This is a genomic window from Streptomyces sp. NPDC101151 (assembly GCF_044768335.1).
Classification (GTDB): Bacteria; Actinomycetota; Actinomycetes; order Streptomycetales; family Streptomycetaceae; genus Streptomyces.
Window position 1 is genome coordinate 299941 of record NZ_JBIWPP010000007.1, and the last position, 16263, is coordinate 316203.

Annotated in this window: 15 protein-coding genes and 2 pseudogenes; 4 read left to right on the forward strand and 13 right to left on the reverse strand. The window is 72.3% G+C overall.

Features of this window, described 5'->3' with window-relative positions; translation table 11 throughout:
* The first annotated feature begins 66 nt into the window (after positions 1-66).
* Both ACIRU3_RS16655 and ACIRU3_RS16660 read left to right on the forward strand, forming a co-directional pair.
* The gene (locus ACIRU3_RS16655) at positions 67-1152 is read left to right on the forward strand and encodes an NlpC/P60 family protein (protein ID WP_404056769.1); all 1086 of its coding nucleotides are present in this window, start codon (positions 67-69) and stop codon (positions 1150-1152) included.
* 285 nt (positions 1153-1437) lie between these two features.
* A complete protein-coding gene (locus tag ACIRU3_RS16660; protein WP_404056771.1) occupies positions 1438-2745 on the forward strand; it encodes a PP2C family protein-serine/threonine phosphatase in 1308 nt (435 codons plus the stop codon).
* Between the two features lie 48 nt (positions 2746-2793).
* Here the strand turns inward: ACIRU3_RS16660 and ACIRU3_RS16665 are convergent, their stop codons facing one another.
* From ACIRU3_RS16665 to ACIRU3_RS16685, 5 genes and pseudogenes are all read right to left on the reverse strand, one after another.
* Complete coding sequence (locus tag ACIRU3_RS16665) at positions 2794-3141, reverse strand: DUF2516 family protein (RefSeq protein ID WP_404056934.1); 348 nt, start codon at positions 3139-3141, stop codon at positions 2794-2796.
* A 106-nt stretch (positions 3142-3247) separates the two neighbouring features.
* Positions 3248-3844 carry a hypothetical protein gene (locus ACIRU3_RS16670; protein WP_404056773.1) on the reverse strand — a complete coding sequence of 199 codons (597 nt, stop codon included), beginning with the start codon at positions 3842-3844 and terminating at the stop codon, positions 3248-3250.
* Between the two features lie 86 nt (positions 3845-3930).
* A complete protein-coding gene (locus ACIRU3_RS16675; RefSeq protein ID WP_404056775.1) occupies positions 3931-4422 on the reverse strand; it encodes a helix-turn-helix domain-containing protein in 492 nt (163 codons plus the stop codon).
* Between the two features lie 75 nt (positions 4423-4497).
* Positions 4498-5001, reverse strand: coding sequence for an HAD domain-containing protein (locus tag ACIRU3_RS16680; RefSeq protein ID WP_404056777.1), 504 nt, complete (start codon positions 4999-5001; stop codon positions 4498-4500).
* Between the two features lie 12 nt (positions 5002-5013).
* Positions 5014-5645: pseudogene (locus ACIRU3_RS16685) on the reverse strand (RraA family protein).
* A gap of 2 nt (positions 5646-5647) precedes the next feature.
* Here ACIRU3_RS16685 and ACIRU3_RS16690 point away from each other — a divergent pair.
* Positions 5648-5785: pseudogene (locus ACIRU3_RS16690) on the forward strand (nitroreductase family deazaflavin-dependent oxidoreductase); the annotation flags it as partial.
* 23 nt (positions 5786-5808) lie between these two features.
* Here ACIRU3_RS16690 and ACIRU3_RS16695 read toward each other — a convergent pair.
* The 5 genes from ACIRU3_RS16695 to ACIRU3_RS16715 form a co-directional block, all read right to left on the reverse strand.
* A complete protein-coding gene (locus tag ACIRU3_RS16695) occupies positions 5809-7848 on the reverse strand; it encodes a HelD family protein (RefSeq protein ID WP_404056779.1) in 2040 nt (679 codons plus the stop codon).
* Positions 7849-7888: 40 nt separating this feature from the next.
* The gene (locus tag ACIRU3_RS16700; RefSeq protein WP_404056781.1) at positions 7889-8515 is read right to left on the reverse strand and encodes a TetR family transcriptional regulator; all 627 of its coding nucleotides are present in this window, start codon (positions 8513-8515) and stop codon (positions 7889-7891) included.
* Between the two features lie 9 nt (positions 8516-8524).
* On the reverse strand, positions 8525-10792 hold the full coding sequence (locus tag ACIRU3_RS16705; RefSeq protein ID WP_404056936.1) for a phosphotransferase: 2268 nt from the start codon (positions 10790-10792) through the stop codon (positions 8525-8527).
* 255 nt (positions 10793-11047) lie between these two features.
* On the reverse strand, positions 11048-11785 hold the full coding sequence (locus tag ACIRU3_RS16710; protein ID WP_404056783.1) for an HAD family hydrolase: 738 nt from the start codon (positions 11783-11785) through the stop codon (positions 11048-11050).
* Positions 11785-12663: a GntR family transcriptional regulator gene (locus tag ACIRU3_RS16715; protein WP_404056785.1), complete on the reverse strand. Its 879-nt coding sequence runs from the start codon at positions 12661-12663 to the stop codon at positions 11785-11787. The genes ACIRU3_RS16710 and ACIRU3_RS16715 overlap by 1 nt, the downstream gene beginning before the upstream one ends.
* Positions 12664-12793: 130 nt before the next feature.
* On the opposite strand from ACIRU3_RS16715, the gene ACIRU3_RS16720 reads away from it, so the two are divergent.
* Positions 12794-12982, forward strand: a complete 189-nt coding sequence (locus ACIRU3_RS16720) for a hypothetical protein (RefSeq protein ID WP_404056787.1) — start codon at positions 12794-12796, stop codon at positions 12980-12982.
* Between the two features lie 21 nt (positions 12983-13003).
* On the opposite strand, the gene ACIRU3_RS16725 is transcribed toward ACIRU3_RS16720, so the two are convergent.
* From ACIRU3_RS16725 to ACIRU3_RS16735, 3 genes are all read right to left on the reverse strand, one after another.
* Positions 13004-13918 carry a FadR/GntR family transcriptional regulator gene (locus ACIRU3_RS16725; RefSeq protein ID WP_404056789.1) on the reverse strand — a complete coding sequence of 305 codons (915 nt, stop codon included), beginning with the start codon at positions 13916-13918 and terminating at the stop codon, positions 13004-13006.
* 302 nt (positions 13919-14220) lie between these two features.
* On the reverse strand, positions 14221-15462 hold the full coding sequence (locus ACIRU3_RS16730; RefSeq protein ID WP_404056791.1) for a GNAT family N-acetyltransferase: 1242 nt from the start codon (positions 15460-15462) through the stop codon (positions 14221-14223).
* Positions 15463-15529: 67 nt separating this feature from the next.
* Entirely contained in the window at positions 15530-16120 is a 591-nt protein-coding gene (locus ACIRU3_RS16735; RefSeq protein WP_404056793.1) for an aerial mycelium formation protein, read from the reverse strand.
* Between the last annotated feature and the right edge of the window lie 143 nt (positions 16121-16263).

A 16263-nucleotide genomic window follows, 5' to 3' on the forward strand; every position in this document is an offset into this window, starting at 1 on the left:
CGTCCGTGGCACGATCCCTCAGGCGACGGCTAAGTTACTGACGGTAAATCAGCTTTGGGGGCCAGTATGGGTACGGGCAAGCGCGGCCTGCTCGCGGCCGCCGTGACCGTGGTCTGCGCGGTGACCGTGCTGGCCGCGCCCGGCACGGCGTTCGCCGCCCCGACACCCACACCGAGTACGAGCGCGACGCCGAGCGCGTCCCCGACTCCCCCGCCCGGCAAGGACCTTGAGAAGGTCCGCGCGAAGCTCGACAAGCTCTACCACGACGCGGCGGTGGCCACCGACTCCTACAACGCGGCCGAGGAGCGGGCGAAGGAGCAGTCCACCCGGATCGTCGAGCTGGCGAAGAAGATCGTCGAGGGACAGCAGAAGCTGGAGCGGCTCAAGAACCAGGCCGGTGCCGCCGCCCGCGCCCAGTACCGCACCGGCGGGCTGCCGCCCACCGCCCAGTTCCTGCTCAGCGACGACCCGCAGCAGTTCATCGACGGGGCCGGGACGGTGCTGAACGGCCAGCGGGCGACCAACAAGCTGATCGCCGAAATGACCCGCACCCAGAAGGACTTGCGGAGCTACGCCGACGACGCCTCGGCCCAGTGGCAGAAGCTCGAGGCCAACCGCAAGGCCAAGGCGGCCGCCAAGAAGCGGATCAAGAAGCAGATCACCGAGGCCGAGAAGCTCGAATCCCGGCTGGAGAAGAAGGAGAAGGAGCGCCTCGCCGAGCTGGAGCGGCAGGCCGCCTACAAGGCACAGACCGAGTGGCTGGACACCGGCATCCTCGAGGAGGTCAACGGCAAGGCCTCCAAGCAGGGCAAACAGGCCGTCGGGTTCGCCACTTCCCAGCTGGGCAAGCCGTATGTGTGGGGTGCCGAGGGTCCCGACTCCTTCGACTGCTCGGGCCTGACCTCGCAGGCCTGGTCGAAGGCCGGCCACCCCATCCCGCGCACCTCGCAGGAGCAGTGGAAGCAGCTCAAGCACGTCGACATCAAGGCCATGCGCCCCGGCGACCTCATCATCTACTTCGACGACGCCAGCCATGTCGCGATGTACGTGGGCGACGGCGCGATCATCCACGCCCCGCGGCCGGGGCGCACGGTGACGGTCGCGGGCGCGGGTTCGATGCCGATCCTGGGCGTCGTACGACCGGACGCGTGAGCCAGGTCATGTGACGGCCCGCACGTCTCATGACAAACCCGGCCATGTGACCCACCGCACCCCAACCCCCGCCCCATCCGGGGTGATACGTGAGCTTCGTCATCCCTGCTCACCAGGCGGCCTGTCCAACTGCGCTACATATCGCGGCATATGACAAGGGCCTGCGCCCGAGCGACACGGCTCACACCATTCCATCGGAGTGGGCAGTACCGCTATGGTCACCCGACGGTAGGTCGAGGTCCCTCGCCCTGCCCGCCCTCGGGGGGAGGGAAGGAAACCAACACGATGCCCGTACCCATACCGCGGCAGAGAGCGATCCCGGCCGCGGAGAGTGGTCAGGCGCAGGCCGCCGTCCAAGGCGGTCCCCTCAAGGAAGAGGCTCACCGCAACGCCACGACCGGCGGCGCGACCGCCGCCACTCTCACCCTGCTGCTGATCGAGGACGATCCGGCCGGCTCTCCGATCGTGCCCGAACTGCTGGACTCCTCCGGCAAGCCGATCCGTATCCGCACCGCCCGCAACCTCACCGAGGCCGAGCGGCTGCTCACCGACGACGTCCACTGCATCCTGCTGGACCTCGCGCTGCCCGCGCCCGGCCGGGCGCACGGCGAGGACGACGCCGACGAGCTGGCCGTGCTGCGGCACGTGCTGCAGCTCGCGCCCCGGCACGCCGTGCTCGCCCTGACCGCCTCCGGCGACGCCGAGCGCGCCGCCGAGGCCGTGCGCGTCGGCGCCCAGGACTATCTGTTCCGGGACGAACTGGACGGCCGTCTGCTCAGCCGCGCGATCCGCTATGCGGTGGAGCGGAAACGTTCCGACACGGCGGAGCGACGCCTCGCGGAGGGCAGGCTGCGCGCCCAGGAGAACCGTCGGCTGGAGCGCGGGCTGCTGCCCACGCCCCTGCTGGAGGGCTCCTCGCTGCGCTTCGCCGCCCGCTACCGTCCCGGCCGCTCGCGGGCCCTGCTCGGCGGCGACTTCTACGACGCCGTCCGCACCCCCGACGGCACCGTGCACGCCATGATCGGCGACGTCTGCGGCCACGGCCCCGACGAGGCCGCGCTCGGCGTGGAGCTGCGCATCGCCTGGCGGGCACTGACGCTGGCCGGGCTGTGCGGGGACGAGCTGCTGAGCACGCTCCAGGAAGTACTGGAGCACGAGCGCGCGGACGAGGAGATCTTCGCGACGCTGTGCACGGTGGACATCGCCCCGGACGGCCGCCGTGCGGGCCTGTGCCTGGCCGGCCACCCGTCCCCGCTGATCGCCCGCCCCGGCCGCACCGCCAAGCTGTTGCCGTACGACAACAACGGCCCCGCCCTCGGCCTGCTCCCCGGCGCCCGCTGGCCGCGGATGCAGGTGGAGCTGGGTGCCGAGTGGAGCCTGATGCTCTACACCGACGGTCTGATCGAGGGCCGGGTCGGCACGGGCGGGGAGCGCCTCGGCCAGGACGGGATGGTGGAGATGATCCGCCGCCAGCTGGCCGAGGGCCTGCGCGGCGAGAATCTGCTGCGGGCCGCGGTGAGCGAGGTACGCGACCTCAACGGCGGCGAGCTGACGGACGACGTGGCGGTCGTCCTGCTGGACAGGACTCCGTAGGCCCGGGCGGGGTCCTGCCGGACCGCCCGCCGCGGGCGCCCTGTGCCGTCAGCGGCCGCCGTTGTACGGCCCGTACGGCCCGTCGCTGCTGCTTCCGCCGCGGCGGCGGCCCCAGCCGCTGCCGCCGGAGGCCTGCTTGAGCGCGGGGCGCACGTCCACGATGTAGACGATGCTCGCGATCACGCCGGCGATCGGCAGGATCGACAGGATCGAGAACAGATAGCTGACCACGAGCGCGATGCCGAGGATGATCAGCCAGAAGATCTTGTTCTGCTTGTCGGCCGCGCGGAAGGCGTCCTCGCGCCGGAACGCGGCGTCGAACAGCCCGAACGCGGCGAGGGCCATCAGGATGATCTTCAAGATCCCCAGGAACCCCGCGAAGCCCAACATCAGCATGCTGCCCACCGCCCGCTCTCTCCTGATCGGTACGTCGTCACCGTACCCGTACAACGGGCCGGACACCCCAGGGGTGCCCGGCCCGTGATCGCCTCGTCGGTCACGGTCACTTCGCCGGCGGGGTCGTCTTCTTCGTGAGGGTGGCCTTGCGGGGGGCCGGGGTCTTGCGCGCCGCGGGCTTCTTCGCCGAGGCGGGCTCGGACTTGGCCTCGGCCGGCTTCGGCTCCTCCTTGACCTCGACCGGCTGGGGCTTGCCCTCGACGACGACGGCCAGTTCCTCGATCTCGTCGGCGGCCTCGCCGCGCCAGGTCTTCACGGCCTGCTCGCCGTGCTCGGCGACCTTCTCGTAGGTCTCACGGGCCTTGACGGCGTACTCGGCGGCGACGCCGACGCCGCGCAGGGCGAGGTCCTGGGCGTTCTCGCCGAACTTCTTCAGGTCGACGTCGAGAGTGCCGATGAACTCGTTGACCTTGGTCTGCAGGGTCGCCTGCGCCTCCTTGGCCCGGGAGGCGGCCTTCTCCTGCACGGCCTTCGGGTCGGTGTTGCGCACGGCCTCGATCCGGGCCGGGGCCTCGGCGCGCAGCTGCTCGACCAGGCCGGGCACCTTCTTGGCCTGCTGGAGGGCGAGGTCGGCGGTGCCGGCGGCGAAGTAGAGCGGGGTCGGGTCGCTGAGGGTCTTGCGCAGGTCGTCGCTGATGGCCATGGTGGTGGTCCTCCCGGATTCGCGTTCGGCTGAGGTTGGTGTGGTCCGCGGTGCTGCGGCCGGGGGCTGACTTGTCGAGGGCCCGCTCACCCGGCCGTCCGCCGCGGACCGGCATCACTGCCGCCGGCCGTGCGGGTGCCGCGTACGGCGGTGTCGCTCGGGACATCGGTGTCGCTGGGCGGTTCCTCCGCGGCCCCCTCACCGAGGTCCTCCGCCGGATCGCCGACCCCGAATCCGTTCTCCTTGCGGAAGGACTCGTAGATCTGGAGCAGCACCTGCTTCTGCCGCTCGTTCAGCGACGGGTCCGCGAGGATGACGGCACGCGTCTCGGCCTCGTCCCGGTCCCGTTCGGCGTCAAGGATGCCGGCGCGGACGTACAGCGTCTCGGCGGAGATGCGCAGCGCCTTGGCGACCTGCTGGAGCACCTCCGCGCTGGGCTTGCGCAGCCCGCGCTCGATCTGGCTCAGGTACGGATTGGACACCCCTGCGGCATCGGCGAGCTGCCGCAGCGAGAGCTGGGCGTTCCGCCGCTGCTCGCGCAGGTACTCACCGAGATTGCCGACGTTGAGCGATGCCATGCCCCCACAGTGCCGCACCTCCGCTAACAATTGCAAGCACCCGCTTGCAAAAGTGTGCCGCGCCACGCGGAGGTTTCACCCGCTCGCCGCAGAGCCGTACGACCCGAGCCACTCCCGGACCGCGCCGAAGTCGGCCTCCGTCAGGCCGTCCCGGTGGTCGACGCGGTGGAGGAGGGCCGGTCGGGGGTGGGAGACGGCGACCCATGAGCGGTCGGCCTCGGTCAGTTCGTCGTCGATCCAGACGAAGGGGCGGCCGGCCGCCCAGGCGACCAGCGGCCGGGTCTTCCAGTGCAGCGGGCCGGGCGGCTCGTCCTCGTCCGGCCACCGGACGACCGGCAGCGGGGGCAGGCCCAGCCAGGGCGCCAGGCAGGTGTTGGCGTCGTCCGTCCAGGTCGTGGCCCACACCAGTTCGCAGCCCAGCTCCGCGAGCCGGCCGCCGAGCGCCGGGTCGACGCGGTTCAGCAGCGGGTGGCCGACGGCGTCCGGCGGCAGGGCGCGGCCCCTGTCGTACAAGGGGTAGGCGCGGTCCGCCGCCCCGAAGGGGATGAGCGGACCGTCGACGTCGAGAAAGAGCAGCATCACCGACCAGGATCAGCCTTCGAGGCCCCGCTCGGCGAGGATGCGGTCGATCCGGGCGCGGTGCGCCTCCTCCCAGTCGTCCAGGCTCTCGGCGGCCTCCTCGGCCACCTCGGCCTGCTCGGCCCGTGCGGCCCGGAGGACCTCCGCCCGGCGGGCGGCCGGCACGGCGACCACGCCCTCCTCGTCGGCCACGACCACGTCCCGGCCTCGATCCGTACGCCCCCGCAACGCACGGGCTCGTTCAGCGGCCGCACGGCCTTCTTCGCGCCCGGGACCGGGATCATGCCCCGGGCGAAGACCGGGAAGCCCCTGTCGCTGACCTCGGCGAGGTCGCGGATCAGGCCGTCGGCGACGAAGCCCACGACACCGCGCCGCTGGGACACCGCGCGGACGTTGCCGCCGGCCGGCGCCCACTCCCGGTCCCCCGACTCCACGACGATCCCCGAGCCGGGCTCCACGCGGTGGATCGCCGCGTGCAGCATCAGGTTGTCGCCGGGCGGGCAGCTCACGGTGAACGCCGGCCCGGCGATCCGCGGCACCTGGGCCCACAGCGGGCGTATGCCGATGTCCATGACCTGGTCGTGGCCGGGCAGGTCGGCGAGGGTCGTCGTGGGGATGTCCCGGAATTCGCCGGCATCAGTCAGGAGTCGAGGATCTGCGCCGCGCGGTCTCGGGCGTGCACCCCGACCCGGCCGCCGCCCGGGCCGAGGTGGACCGGCTGACGGCCGAGCTGGAGGCACATCTGACGTACGAGGAGGAGCAGTTGGTGCCGGCGCTGGACGCCGGCCGACCTCGCGCGGGCGGTCGTCAGAACGGCAGCGGCCGCCCGTGTACGACGTCCAGCCGCGAGACCGCCCGGGTCAGCACCACATACAGCCGGTGCGCTCCCCGCTCCTCCGCCGCCGCGACGGCGGCCGGTTCGACTGCGACGACATGGTCGTACTCCAGGCCCTTGACCAGGCTCGCGGGCACCACGGCCACCCGGGCGCCGAGTTCCTCCGGTCCGGCCGGCTCGATGCCGGCCGCGATGAGCGCGTCCCGTACCCGGCCCACGTCCGCGTCCGCCGCGACGACACCCACCGATCCCTCGTGGGCGAGCGCCTCGCGTACGGCCGTCACGGTGGTGCCGGGCACGTCGTCGGTGGGCCGGAGGGTCAGCTCGCCGTCCGCGCGCAGCGACCTCGCGGCGGGTACGGCCACGTCCAGCCGGGCCAGCAGCCGGTTGGCCAGCTCGACCACCGCGGTGGGAACCCGGAACCCGGTGGTCAGCGGCACCACGGCCGCGTCCGGCTTGCCGAGGTGGCGCAGCTGGGCGTCCCAGCCGCGGGCCGCCCACGGGGTGGTGCCCTGGGCCAGGTCGCCGAGGACGGTCAGCGAGCCGAAGGCGGCCCGGCGGGCGATCGCCCGGCACTCCATCGGCGAGAGGTCCTGCGCCTCGTCCACGACGAGGTGGCCGTACCCCTCCGGGTGCTCGATCAGCCCCGACAGCTCGTCCAGGAGGACGAGGTCGGCGGCCGACCAGCGGGCGGACCTGTACGAGCGCGGCGGGCGCGGCCACAGCAGCGCCGCCTGCTCGCCGGCGTCCAGCAGCCCGTCGGCGGCCCGCGCCAGCGCCCCGGCGTCGCCGAGCAGTCCGGCGAGGACCTCCTCGGGCCGGACCCTCGGCCACATGGTGTCGAGCCGGGCGGTGAGCGCCCGCATCCGCTCGATCTGGCGCAGCCAGGCGTTCGGCGGCGGTCCCGACCGCCGCTCCACCTGCTCCTGCAGCCGCCGCACCACCCGGGCGCGGACCCGCTCGCGCCCGATGGCGTACGGCGGCTCCTCCGCGCGCACCTCGTCGACGATGCCGGTCAGCTGCCCGGCGGTGACCCGCAGCCAGTAGGAGCCGTCCCGTACGGCGAGATCGGTCACGCCCTCGGCGGACACCCGCTCGTACAGCGCCCGGCGCAGCACCTCGGCCATGCGGGCGTCGTGCTTGACGACGGCCGTCGGGACGGGGTCGGTGCCGGTGACCGGGTGGCGGGCGATCTCCTCCAGCAGGGTGGCCTGGCGGACTCCGGTCTCGCCGAGGGAGGGCAGCACCTCGGCGATGTAGGAGAGGAAGGTGCGGTTGGGGCCGAGGATCAGCAGTCCGGCGCGCTGGATCCGCTTGGGGTGGGTGTAGAGCAGGTAGGCGGCGCGGTGCAGGCCGACGGCCGTCTTGCCGGTGCCCGGGGCGCCCTGGACGCACACGGAGACGGTGAGGTCGCCGCGCACGAGGTCGTCCTGCTCGGGCTGGATGGTGGCGGCGATGTCCCGCATCGGGCCGACCCGGGGCCGCTCGATCTCCCGGGCGACGATGCCGCTGACCTGCGACTCGCCCCGGCCGAGCCGCTCGTCCTCCAGACCGGTGAGGTCGGCGGAGTCGCCCCGGCTGCCGGACGCCCAGCCGAACCGGCGCCGGACCTGAACGCCCTGCGGTTCGCGGGCGCCGGCCTGGTAGAAGGCGCGGGAGACGGGGGCCCGCCAGTCGACGACGAGGGGCGGCGCGGCCGGGTCCTCGGTGATCCGGAGCCGGCCGATGTGGTAGCTCTGCCCGCCGTGCTCGGGGTCCGCCGTCGCGAAGTCCAGCCGCCCGAAGAACAGCGGACCGCGGGGCAGTTCGCGCAGGGCCTTGGCCTGGCTGCGCAGCCGGCGGCCGAGGACCTCGGCGTCGGCACCGGAGGCGGAGACGTCCTCGCCGATGACGACCTGTTCGGCGGCGCCGTCGACCATGGCGGCGAGAGCGGCGCGGCAGGCGTCGTGGTAGGCGCGTTCGCCGTGGAGGGTGGCCTCGATGTCCTCGGGGGCGGGGTGGAGTGACGTCATGGCGCCACCGTACCCAAAAAATGCAACTGAGTTAAATATCTTACCGAGTCTCACCTGTCCGGCCGGTGAGCCCGGGAAGCCCCGCCGCCAGCCGCCCGAACGCCCGCTCGGCCGCCCGCACCGCGTCCGGCCTGACCTGCTCCACGCCCTCCCCCGCCGCGATACGGCGCCAGTTCTCCATCGCGAGGATCCGCTGGACGGCGATGATCTGCCCGGCCGCGATCCGGGCGTCGAGACCGCCCCCGAGCGCCTCGGCGAGCGCCGCCTCCGACCGCTCCAGATATCCGTACACCCGCGCCACCAGGGCGGGAGTCCCGTACAGCAGCCGGTGGAAGGCGAGCACCGCCGGATGGCCGTTCAGCCCCGTGACCGGATCGGACCGCTCCAGCCCGTCCAGGAAGGTGCGGCGCAGCGCGTCCAGCGGCTCGGCCGTACCGGCCACCACCCGGGCGGCCTCCGTCTCGTGGTCCGCGATCCGGTGCAGGACCAGATCCTCCTTGGCCGGGAAGTACCGGAAGAGCGTCGGCTTGGAGATCCCGGCCGCGGCGGCGACCTCCGCGACCGACACGGCGTCGAAGCCGCGCTCCAGGAACATCCGCACGGCGGTGTCGGACACGTCCTGGTACATCTGCCGCTTCTTGCGCTCGCGCAGGCCCATCTCACCCATGGGGGGAGCCTACGCAGGGCCGCCCGGGCGGGTGGACCACGCGAGGGCGCCGGCCAGGTACGGGTCGGTCCGGCGCCGGGACGACAAGCCCAGGGAAGCGGTGGCCGCCGCCAGGGTCATCGCGTAGGAGTCGACCGCGCGGCGGACGTTGGGGGCGTCCAGGCTCGCGCCGGTGGCCAGCCGGTCCAGGTCGACGTACGCCGAGCGGACGATCTCGACCCACCGGTACACCCGCCAGTCCTCCTGCCAGTTCCGGGTGAACCGCGCGGGCAGGAGACTCTCCCAGCGGCGGAACATGCGGTCCCGGATCTCCGGCCGGGTGGGGGTGAGGTGCATGTGCCGGACCAGCTCGTAGAGCGGGTCGCCGACCAGGGCCATCTCCCAGTCGATGATGGTCAGGGCCGGCCCGTCGTCGCGGCGCACCAGGTTCCACGGGTTGAGGTCGCCGTGCAGCAGGGCGGGGGACCGGGCGGTGACCTGGTGCCGGGCGAGGATCTCGCGCAGTCTCGGTGCGTCGGGCAGGCCGAGGAAGCGGGCCAGCTGCTGCGAGCCCCTGGGCAGGCCGGCGACCAGCGCCACGAGCTGGTCGCTGAGCCAGCCGTAGAAGCCGAGCCGGCCCGCCACCGGGTCGATCTGGACGTAGTCGACCTCGGTGAGCGCGGCCAGCTGGTCGACGAGGCCGTCCGCCTCGTGCGGCAGCAGACCGCCCACCGGGTGGTCGGGCCCCCGGCCGGGGTCGCGCGGGCCCTCGTAGGTGTGGATGGCGAAGCGGTCCCCGGAGTACGTCCGGATGCCGGAGAGACCCCTCGAGTGACTCTCCCCCAGTGCCAGCACCCGGGGCGCGGCCACCGCCGCCCCGGACCGCTCGATCGCCCTGAGCACGGCGTGCTCGCTGAGAAAGCTGCGTTCGCGCCGGGTGACGTTCACGACCTTGCGGCGGACCACGACGGGAAACGCGGTGCCGGGGACCCACAGCACCGAGTTGAGGTGCGCGGTGCCCTTGAAGATCCGGTCGGCCGGGGCCGCGCCCTCCAGCAACAGGGCGTCGGCGACCGCGGAGCGGGGGAAGCCGGGGTGCTCCGGGACGCGCGGGTCCGGCCTCCAGTCGATCGCCCGGACGACCGGTGCGGGTCGCGCCCCGCCGTCGGCCGGCGCTCCGCCACCGGTCCCCGTCCGCACGCCGGGCCGCACGGAGGCACGCCAGCGGAACAGGATCCCCTCGATCTCCCGCTCCCCCGGCACATGGCCGAGGCGCAGCGGCGCGGCTGCCGCCTCCAGGGCGCGCCGGACCCGGGCCGTCGCCTCGTCCAGGCTCTGCTGGTCGAAGGACTCGTCCAGGGACAGCGCGGCCCGCATCACGTCCGGGTACACCGACTGGGCCTGCTCGAAGGCGACGTAGTGACGCAGGTCCCTGGTCACACCGTTGACGGCGGCGGGGCGGACCTCCCGCATGGCGCGCACCCACGCCTCGACGACCTCGTCGCGCTGGTGTTCCGGGTAGCGCATCCGGACCAGATGGGTGGCGAGGTCGTGCAGCGGATCGCCGTAGGTGGCCAGTTCCCAGTCGACGCGGACCAGCGGCGGGGCACCGCCGTCGGGCAGGATCACGTTGTCGCGGTGCAGGTCCGTGTGGAGCAGGCTGTAGGGCCGGCGGGACATGGCGGGGGCCCGGTCGGCCAGCCGGGTCAGGGCGTCCTCGGGAATGCCCAGGGCGGCGAACAGGCCGCCGAAACACGCCCGGTTGGGCTGCCGGATCTGCAGGTCGGCCATCCGGGCGAGGGCGCGCAGGAAGCCCTGGCTGTCGGTGAAGTTCCGGGGCCACAAGGGCGGCAGGGGCGGCAGCGCGGCACTGCTGCGCACCTGGGCCGTCTCGGCGAGCAGGCCCGCCAGCGCCCTGATCAGCAGGCCGTCGACGGGCTTCCCGTCGGCACAGACGCTGGAGAGCGGCTTCCCTTCCACATAGCTGTGGATGGCGAAGCCGGCTCCCTCGGCCAGGCATTCGGGGACGTTCGGCAGAACGCCCCCGACGGCCCGCAGGACCGCCGCCTCGTTCGGCCACGTCCGGATCACCACGGGCACGGCGCCCTTGCGCGGGACCCGCACGGTCACGACGGTCCCCGGCCGGCGGCCGATCAGCCGGGCCATCGGCTCGTCCAGCGGCACCACGTAGTTCCGGTTGTGGAAACCGCTGATCTCCCGCCCGGTCGCGGCGGCACGAGCCACGAACGCCTGGCACACGGCACGGGGCAGAGCTCGGCCGGCGCGTCCCCCCGTCATGTCGCGGGGGACGGGTGGTGCGCCCACTGGCCGCTCCGGGGTTCGATCGCGCTGCGCTGGAGGGGGACGAAACGGGTCGGGGAAACGCTATCTCCCCGGCTGACGGACGACACGACGAGCGGCCGGTCGAGCGGCCCAACGGGTGGCCGGCCACTCATTCGTGCCAGGTCGGCCGAGGCCGGCTCGTTCGCCGTCCCATACGCAGAAATCCGAGCGGTCGCTCAGACGGTGCGGGCATGCTAGCGCACGGCGGGCTCAGGCCCGGTGACCGCACCTCCGCAACAATTCCAGCAGCGGCTCAAGGGATCTCACCACACACTCGGCTCCGGCCTCGCGCAGGATCTTCCGCTTCTCCTCGTTACGCGCGTAGCCGAGAAACGCCACACCGGCCCGCTGCGCCGCGGCGAGGTCCGAGGGTGCGTCACCGATCATCAGGGCGGCGGAGGGCGCGGCACCGATCGCGTTCAGCGCGCGGTTGAGGCAGTGCGGGTCCGGCTTGAGACGGTGCAGGTCCTGGGTGCGGCCGTAGACGTGGGGGGCGAAGCAAACGGCGGTGCCGCGCCTTTCGAGGTAGGCCCGGACCACCCGGGGCGAGTTGTTGGTGGTGATGGCCAGGCGGGAGCCGACGGCCCTCCAGGTGCGTATCAGAGGGTCGGCGTAGGCGGTCGGCAGGGCGGAGGCGGCGGCCCGCAGTTCCTCCTGGGTGAGCCGTTCCTCCAGCTCGGCGACGAGATCGCTGCCCGGGTGCCGGCGGTCCACGGCGCGCAGCACGACCTGTGGGTCGAGCGTGCCCCGCTCGGTCTCGGTGAGCAGCCCGCGCAGGCCCTGCAGCTCGAGCCACTCCACCAGCTCCGCGGCCACCCGTTCCGCCTTGTGCCCGGCGAACAGACGGCAGATCGGCCCGTCGAAGTCCCACAGGACGACGTGGGCGGGTGTGATCAGTTCCTCTAGCTTCTCGATCTCGTTCGCATCAGAAGTCGCATCAGAAGTCACTAGGAGAGTGTCAGGTCCGTCGTGATGGTTTCCCAGAGGGCGTCGAACCACTTCTGTGATTGCTCCACGAACGCGGCGTCCCGCTGACCGGCCCGCTTCTCGAAGGAGAACAGCAGGGACTCGGAGCCGACCGTGTCGTACATCTCCAGCATTCCGCCGTCCGTCGGCTCCTCGCGACGCGTGATCATGTAGTACGCGTACAGCGCCTCCGCGCCGTTGAGCAGGTACAGCTTCGCCGGCGGGGTGAACGGCAGGGCCCGGAAGGTGACCTGCACATCGATGTCGTGGGTGGAGCGCAGCGCCTGCAGGTTGTACTGCAGGACCTGGCCCTGGGCGTTGCGCATCGCCAGCCAGCGCTGGTGCACGACGTCGTCGTCGCCGCGGGCGTCGACCGAGACCGGGAAGGCGAGGTTGATGTCCCGGGACGGCAGCAGGATGCGCACGTCGATCCGGTCGGGGCGGATACGGCCCTCGTGGATCAGCCGGAGCGGCTCACCGAGGGCGGGGAGCAGGGACTGCGCGGTCAGGCAGGCCGCGTCGATGCGCACGTGCGGCGCGGAGAAGGCCTCGGTCAGCCGGGGGGCGAGGCCCACCATCGTCGGCTGGGGTTCGTCGTGGGCGGGGACCGGCTCGGCGATGCGCGGCGGGCTGCCCTTGGACACGTTGCTGAGCAGACCGTCGTCGGCGAGTGCCCTGATGGCCTGGCGTACGGCGCCGCGCTCCACACCGAACTCCTCGGCCAGCTCGGCCTGGGTGGGCAGCCGCTCGCCCGCCCTCAGGTCGCCGGCGCGGATGCGTTCCCGCAGGATGTCGGCGATCTGCTGGGCCGTGAGCCTTCTGCTGCCGTTCACTGCCACGTTCTCCTGGGCCACAACCAAACGCTACAACCCTGATCCATCTAAGGGGAGTTGTTGTGAAGTTGTTTGTGAGTAGGTACCAAGTGGGGACAACATAATCAGAGTTGGTTGCCAACTTGGTCAAGTTGGCAGACCGGAAGGGGGAACCACCATGCCCGCCCTCGCACTCCTCTGCGCCGTCTTCGTCGTCGGCTTCGAACAGCTCGTCCAGTGGAAGTACGGCGCCGCCGGCCTCATCGGCCTGCTGCTGCTCTCCGTGGGCATCAAGGCCAAGAGCCCGGCGGTCAGCTCCGCCGGCGCCGTACTGCTCGCAGTGCTCCTCGCGGGCCCCGCCCTGTGACCCGGCCCGCCCCGAGCGGACCTACGACGTCAGCACCAGGTCTGAACTGATCGTCTCCCACAGCGCGTTGAACCACAGGTGGGACTGCTCCACGAAGGTGGTGTCGCGCAGGTCGGCGCCCTGCTCGAAGGGGAACAGCAGCGAGCGCGTGCCCTCCGCGTCGTACATCTGCAGGTGCTCGTGGTCGATCTGCCGTTCGCGGCGGGTGAGCGTGTAGTACGCGAACAGCGCCTCCACGCCGTTGAGCAGGTACAGCTTGACCGGCGGGGTGAACGGCAGCGCCCGGAAGGAGACACGCACATCGATGCCGTGCGTGGTGCGCAGGGCCAGCAGGTTGTGCCGCAGCACCTGGCCCTGGGCGTTGCGCTGGGCCAGCCAGCGCCGGTGCAGCAGACCGCCGTCGGAGGCGTCCACCGGCGCCGGGAAGGCGAGGTCGATGTCCCGGCTGGGCAGCAGCAGCCGGACGTCGATCTTGGCCGGTTTCAGCCTTCCGGCGTGGATCTGCCTGAGCGGCTCTCCGATCGCCATCGTGAGCGAGACCGAGGTCAGGCAGAGGGCGTCTATCTCCACGTGCGGGGCGGCGAAGGCGGCCGCGATGCGTGGCGCGAGGCCCACCATGGTGGGCTGCGGCGGGGCCGCGGGGCCGGCCGCGGGGCGGGCGTGCGCCGGAGGTGCGGCGACGGTGGCGGGGCTGCCCTTGGACACGTTGGTGAGCAGGTGCTCCGAGTGCAGAATGCGCAGCGCCTCCCGGACGGCACCGCGGTCCACGCCGAATTCGTCGGCCAGCTTGGCCTGGGTGGGCATGCGCTGACCCGGGCGCAGCGCACCGGAGCGGATCCTGGCGCGCAGCTCGTCGGCCACCTCTCGGTGTGACGTGCGTGACCGCTGTGGCCTCTTCCGACCACTGGCGGAGACGTGTTCCGGGTCCACGAACAAACACTACAACTTCCCGCCATCTTCCGGCAGTTCACGGGAAGGTGGTTATGAGCCGCTTCCAAGCGGAGATAAGTACAGTGAAGTTGGTAGCCAACTTGAACAACATGGTCGAGCTTCCCAGTGGTTGGCCGATCGGGCTCCCTTCCGGAGGGGAGCCGGGAGCCCGTACCGGGGGCGGCCACCGGAGCGCACAGTCACAACTGAACAGCCTGCACAGCCACAACTGAACATCGGCAGAGCACAGCCACAACTGAACAGCTCGCTACGGATGAACAGTCGGCGTCGTCAGAAGAAGGGGAGCCTCAGAACAGATCCGGGCACCACGGTCGCCCGGACGTGCGAAACAGGGCGTCGGCCTTCCGGGCGGCGCCCTCTCGTTCTTCCCCGACCAGCCCGAGGGCAGCGAGCCGCAGCAGGGACTCGTCGCCGAGCCAGATCCTGGCCAACTCGGCCACCGGCAGCGTGAGATCGGCCGTGGCGCCGCCGGCGGGCGTGCAGGACGCACCCTGCGGCGAGACCTCCAGCCGAAACCGCCCCCCGGCGAGCCGGTCCTTGTCCACGACCTCAAGCACGAGCGCGCCCGCCGCCTCGTACGTCCGCGCCTCGAGGGCCCGTACGACGTCCAGGATCCGCACCCACAGCCAGTCCGCCTGCTCGGTGACCCGGGCCGCGCGCGGGTCGGGCAGGAAGAACGGCAGCAGATCGTCCGGGCCGCGCCAGCCGCTCTTGACCTTCGTGATCCAGTCGATCGAGCACAGGTACCGCCACAGGGCGCACTCGGCCGCCGGGGTCGCGGCGATCAGCCAGTTGACGTCGGCGGTGTTGTGCGGCTGCTTGCCGTGCCAGGAGTCGTCGGACTCGTAGGACACCAGGCCGTCGACCTCGCCGGAGGCGGAGCGGTGGACGGCATAGAACGGCTCGGTCCAGTTGCTGCCGAAGCGGACGGCACCGGTGTTCAGCTGCCACCACAGCTCGTCCCGGCTGACCGCGCCTGGCTGGGCGCGGCGGACCCGCTCGTGCAGCTCGGGGCCGAGCTTGCGGACGTCCTCGGCGTCCACGAGGTCGATCCGGCCACCGTCCTCGGGTCCGGACCAGCGGGGGTCGAGGCCGGCCCGCGGGACGTCGACGGTCCACTCGGTCGTCCAGGTCGCGGGGCCGAAGCCGTAGCGGCCGTAGATCGGGTACTCGGCGGCGATCAGGTTGGCGACGACGTCGCCGCGCTCCTTCGCGGCCGCCAGGTCCCGGCTCATCATGCGGGTCAGCAGGCCGCGGCGGCGGTGCGTGGGAGTGACGGTGACGTTGGAGATGGCGTCCGCGGGAACCGGCGTGCCGCCCACCGCGGTGATCTCCTGGTCGAAGGAGCGGAACGTCGCCACACAGCGGCCACCGTCGAAGGCGCCGAGCAGACGGCCCTCGACGAACTGCCGGCGCCGTGCCTCCAGATGCTCGGCCGCCAGCACCGGCTCGTGCAGGAACCCGGTCCTCACGGCGCGCTGCCAGTCGGCGAACTCGGCCTCGGTGACGGTGCGGACGTCGATCGTCATGAGGTCACCGTAGGCACGCGGCCCGGGCCCTGTCGCGCGGATTTCTCCCGCCCGCCGGCGGCCCCCGTCAGGTCAGCAGATCGTCCACCTGCGCCTCGCCCACCCGATAGCGGCGGGCGATCTCCCCGCTGCATTCGTCGGTGGTGCGCTGCAGCCGCTGGCGGCGCCGGGAGACCTCCTGCTCGTAGCGGACCAGGCGGCCCATGGCGGTGGTCAGTTCCAGGTCGGTACGGGCCTCCAGGTCCGACAGCTCGACCTCGCCGAGCATCTCCGCAGCCAGCAGCCGGTACTCCTCGTTGTGCGGGGTGCCGAGCGTGACATGGCGGGCCGAGGAGCGGTGGCGGGCCGGGGCGTCGGTGAGGATCTCCGGGAGCCGCTCCACCACGGAGGCGTCCGCGGGCGCCGGCACGGACGCCCGGCCGCGCCGGGCCAGTTCCGCGCGCAGGATGTCGATCCGCCCCTGCAGCAGCCGCCGCACATAGCTGAGGTCCGCCTCGTCGCGCTGGGCGTCACGGCGCAGGGTGCGCAGTTCGGGCAGACTCAGCAGGGCCAGGTCGTGCTCCGGCGGCTCCGCGGGCAGCGACGGGCCGGGTGGGCTGTCGCCGCGCTGCGCGGGCGGCCGGTGCGTCCCCAGCCGCCCGGTACTCGGTGTGCTCATGTGCGTGTGACCGTCCCCTCGACCGGCGTGTGGAAGCATCGTGCCACCCCAAGTGGCCGCTATGTGACCGAGTGCCCCCGAACGGCCCCAGATGGGGGCTTAAGGATCATTAATGGACCGCTGGTGACCGTGGCAGGGCCACC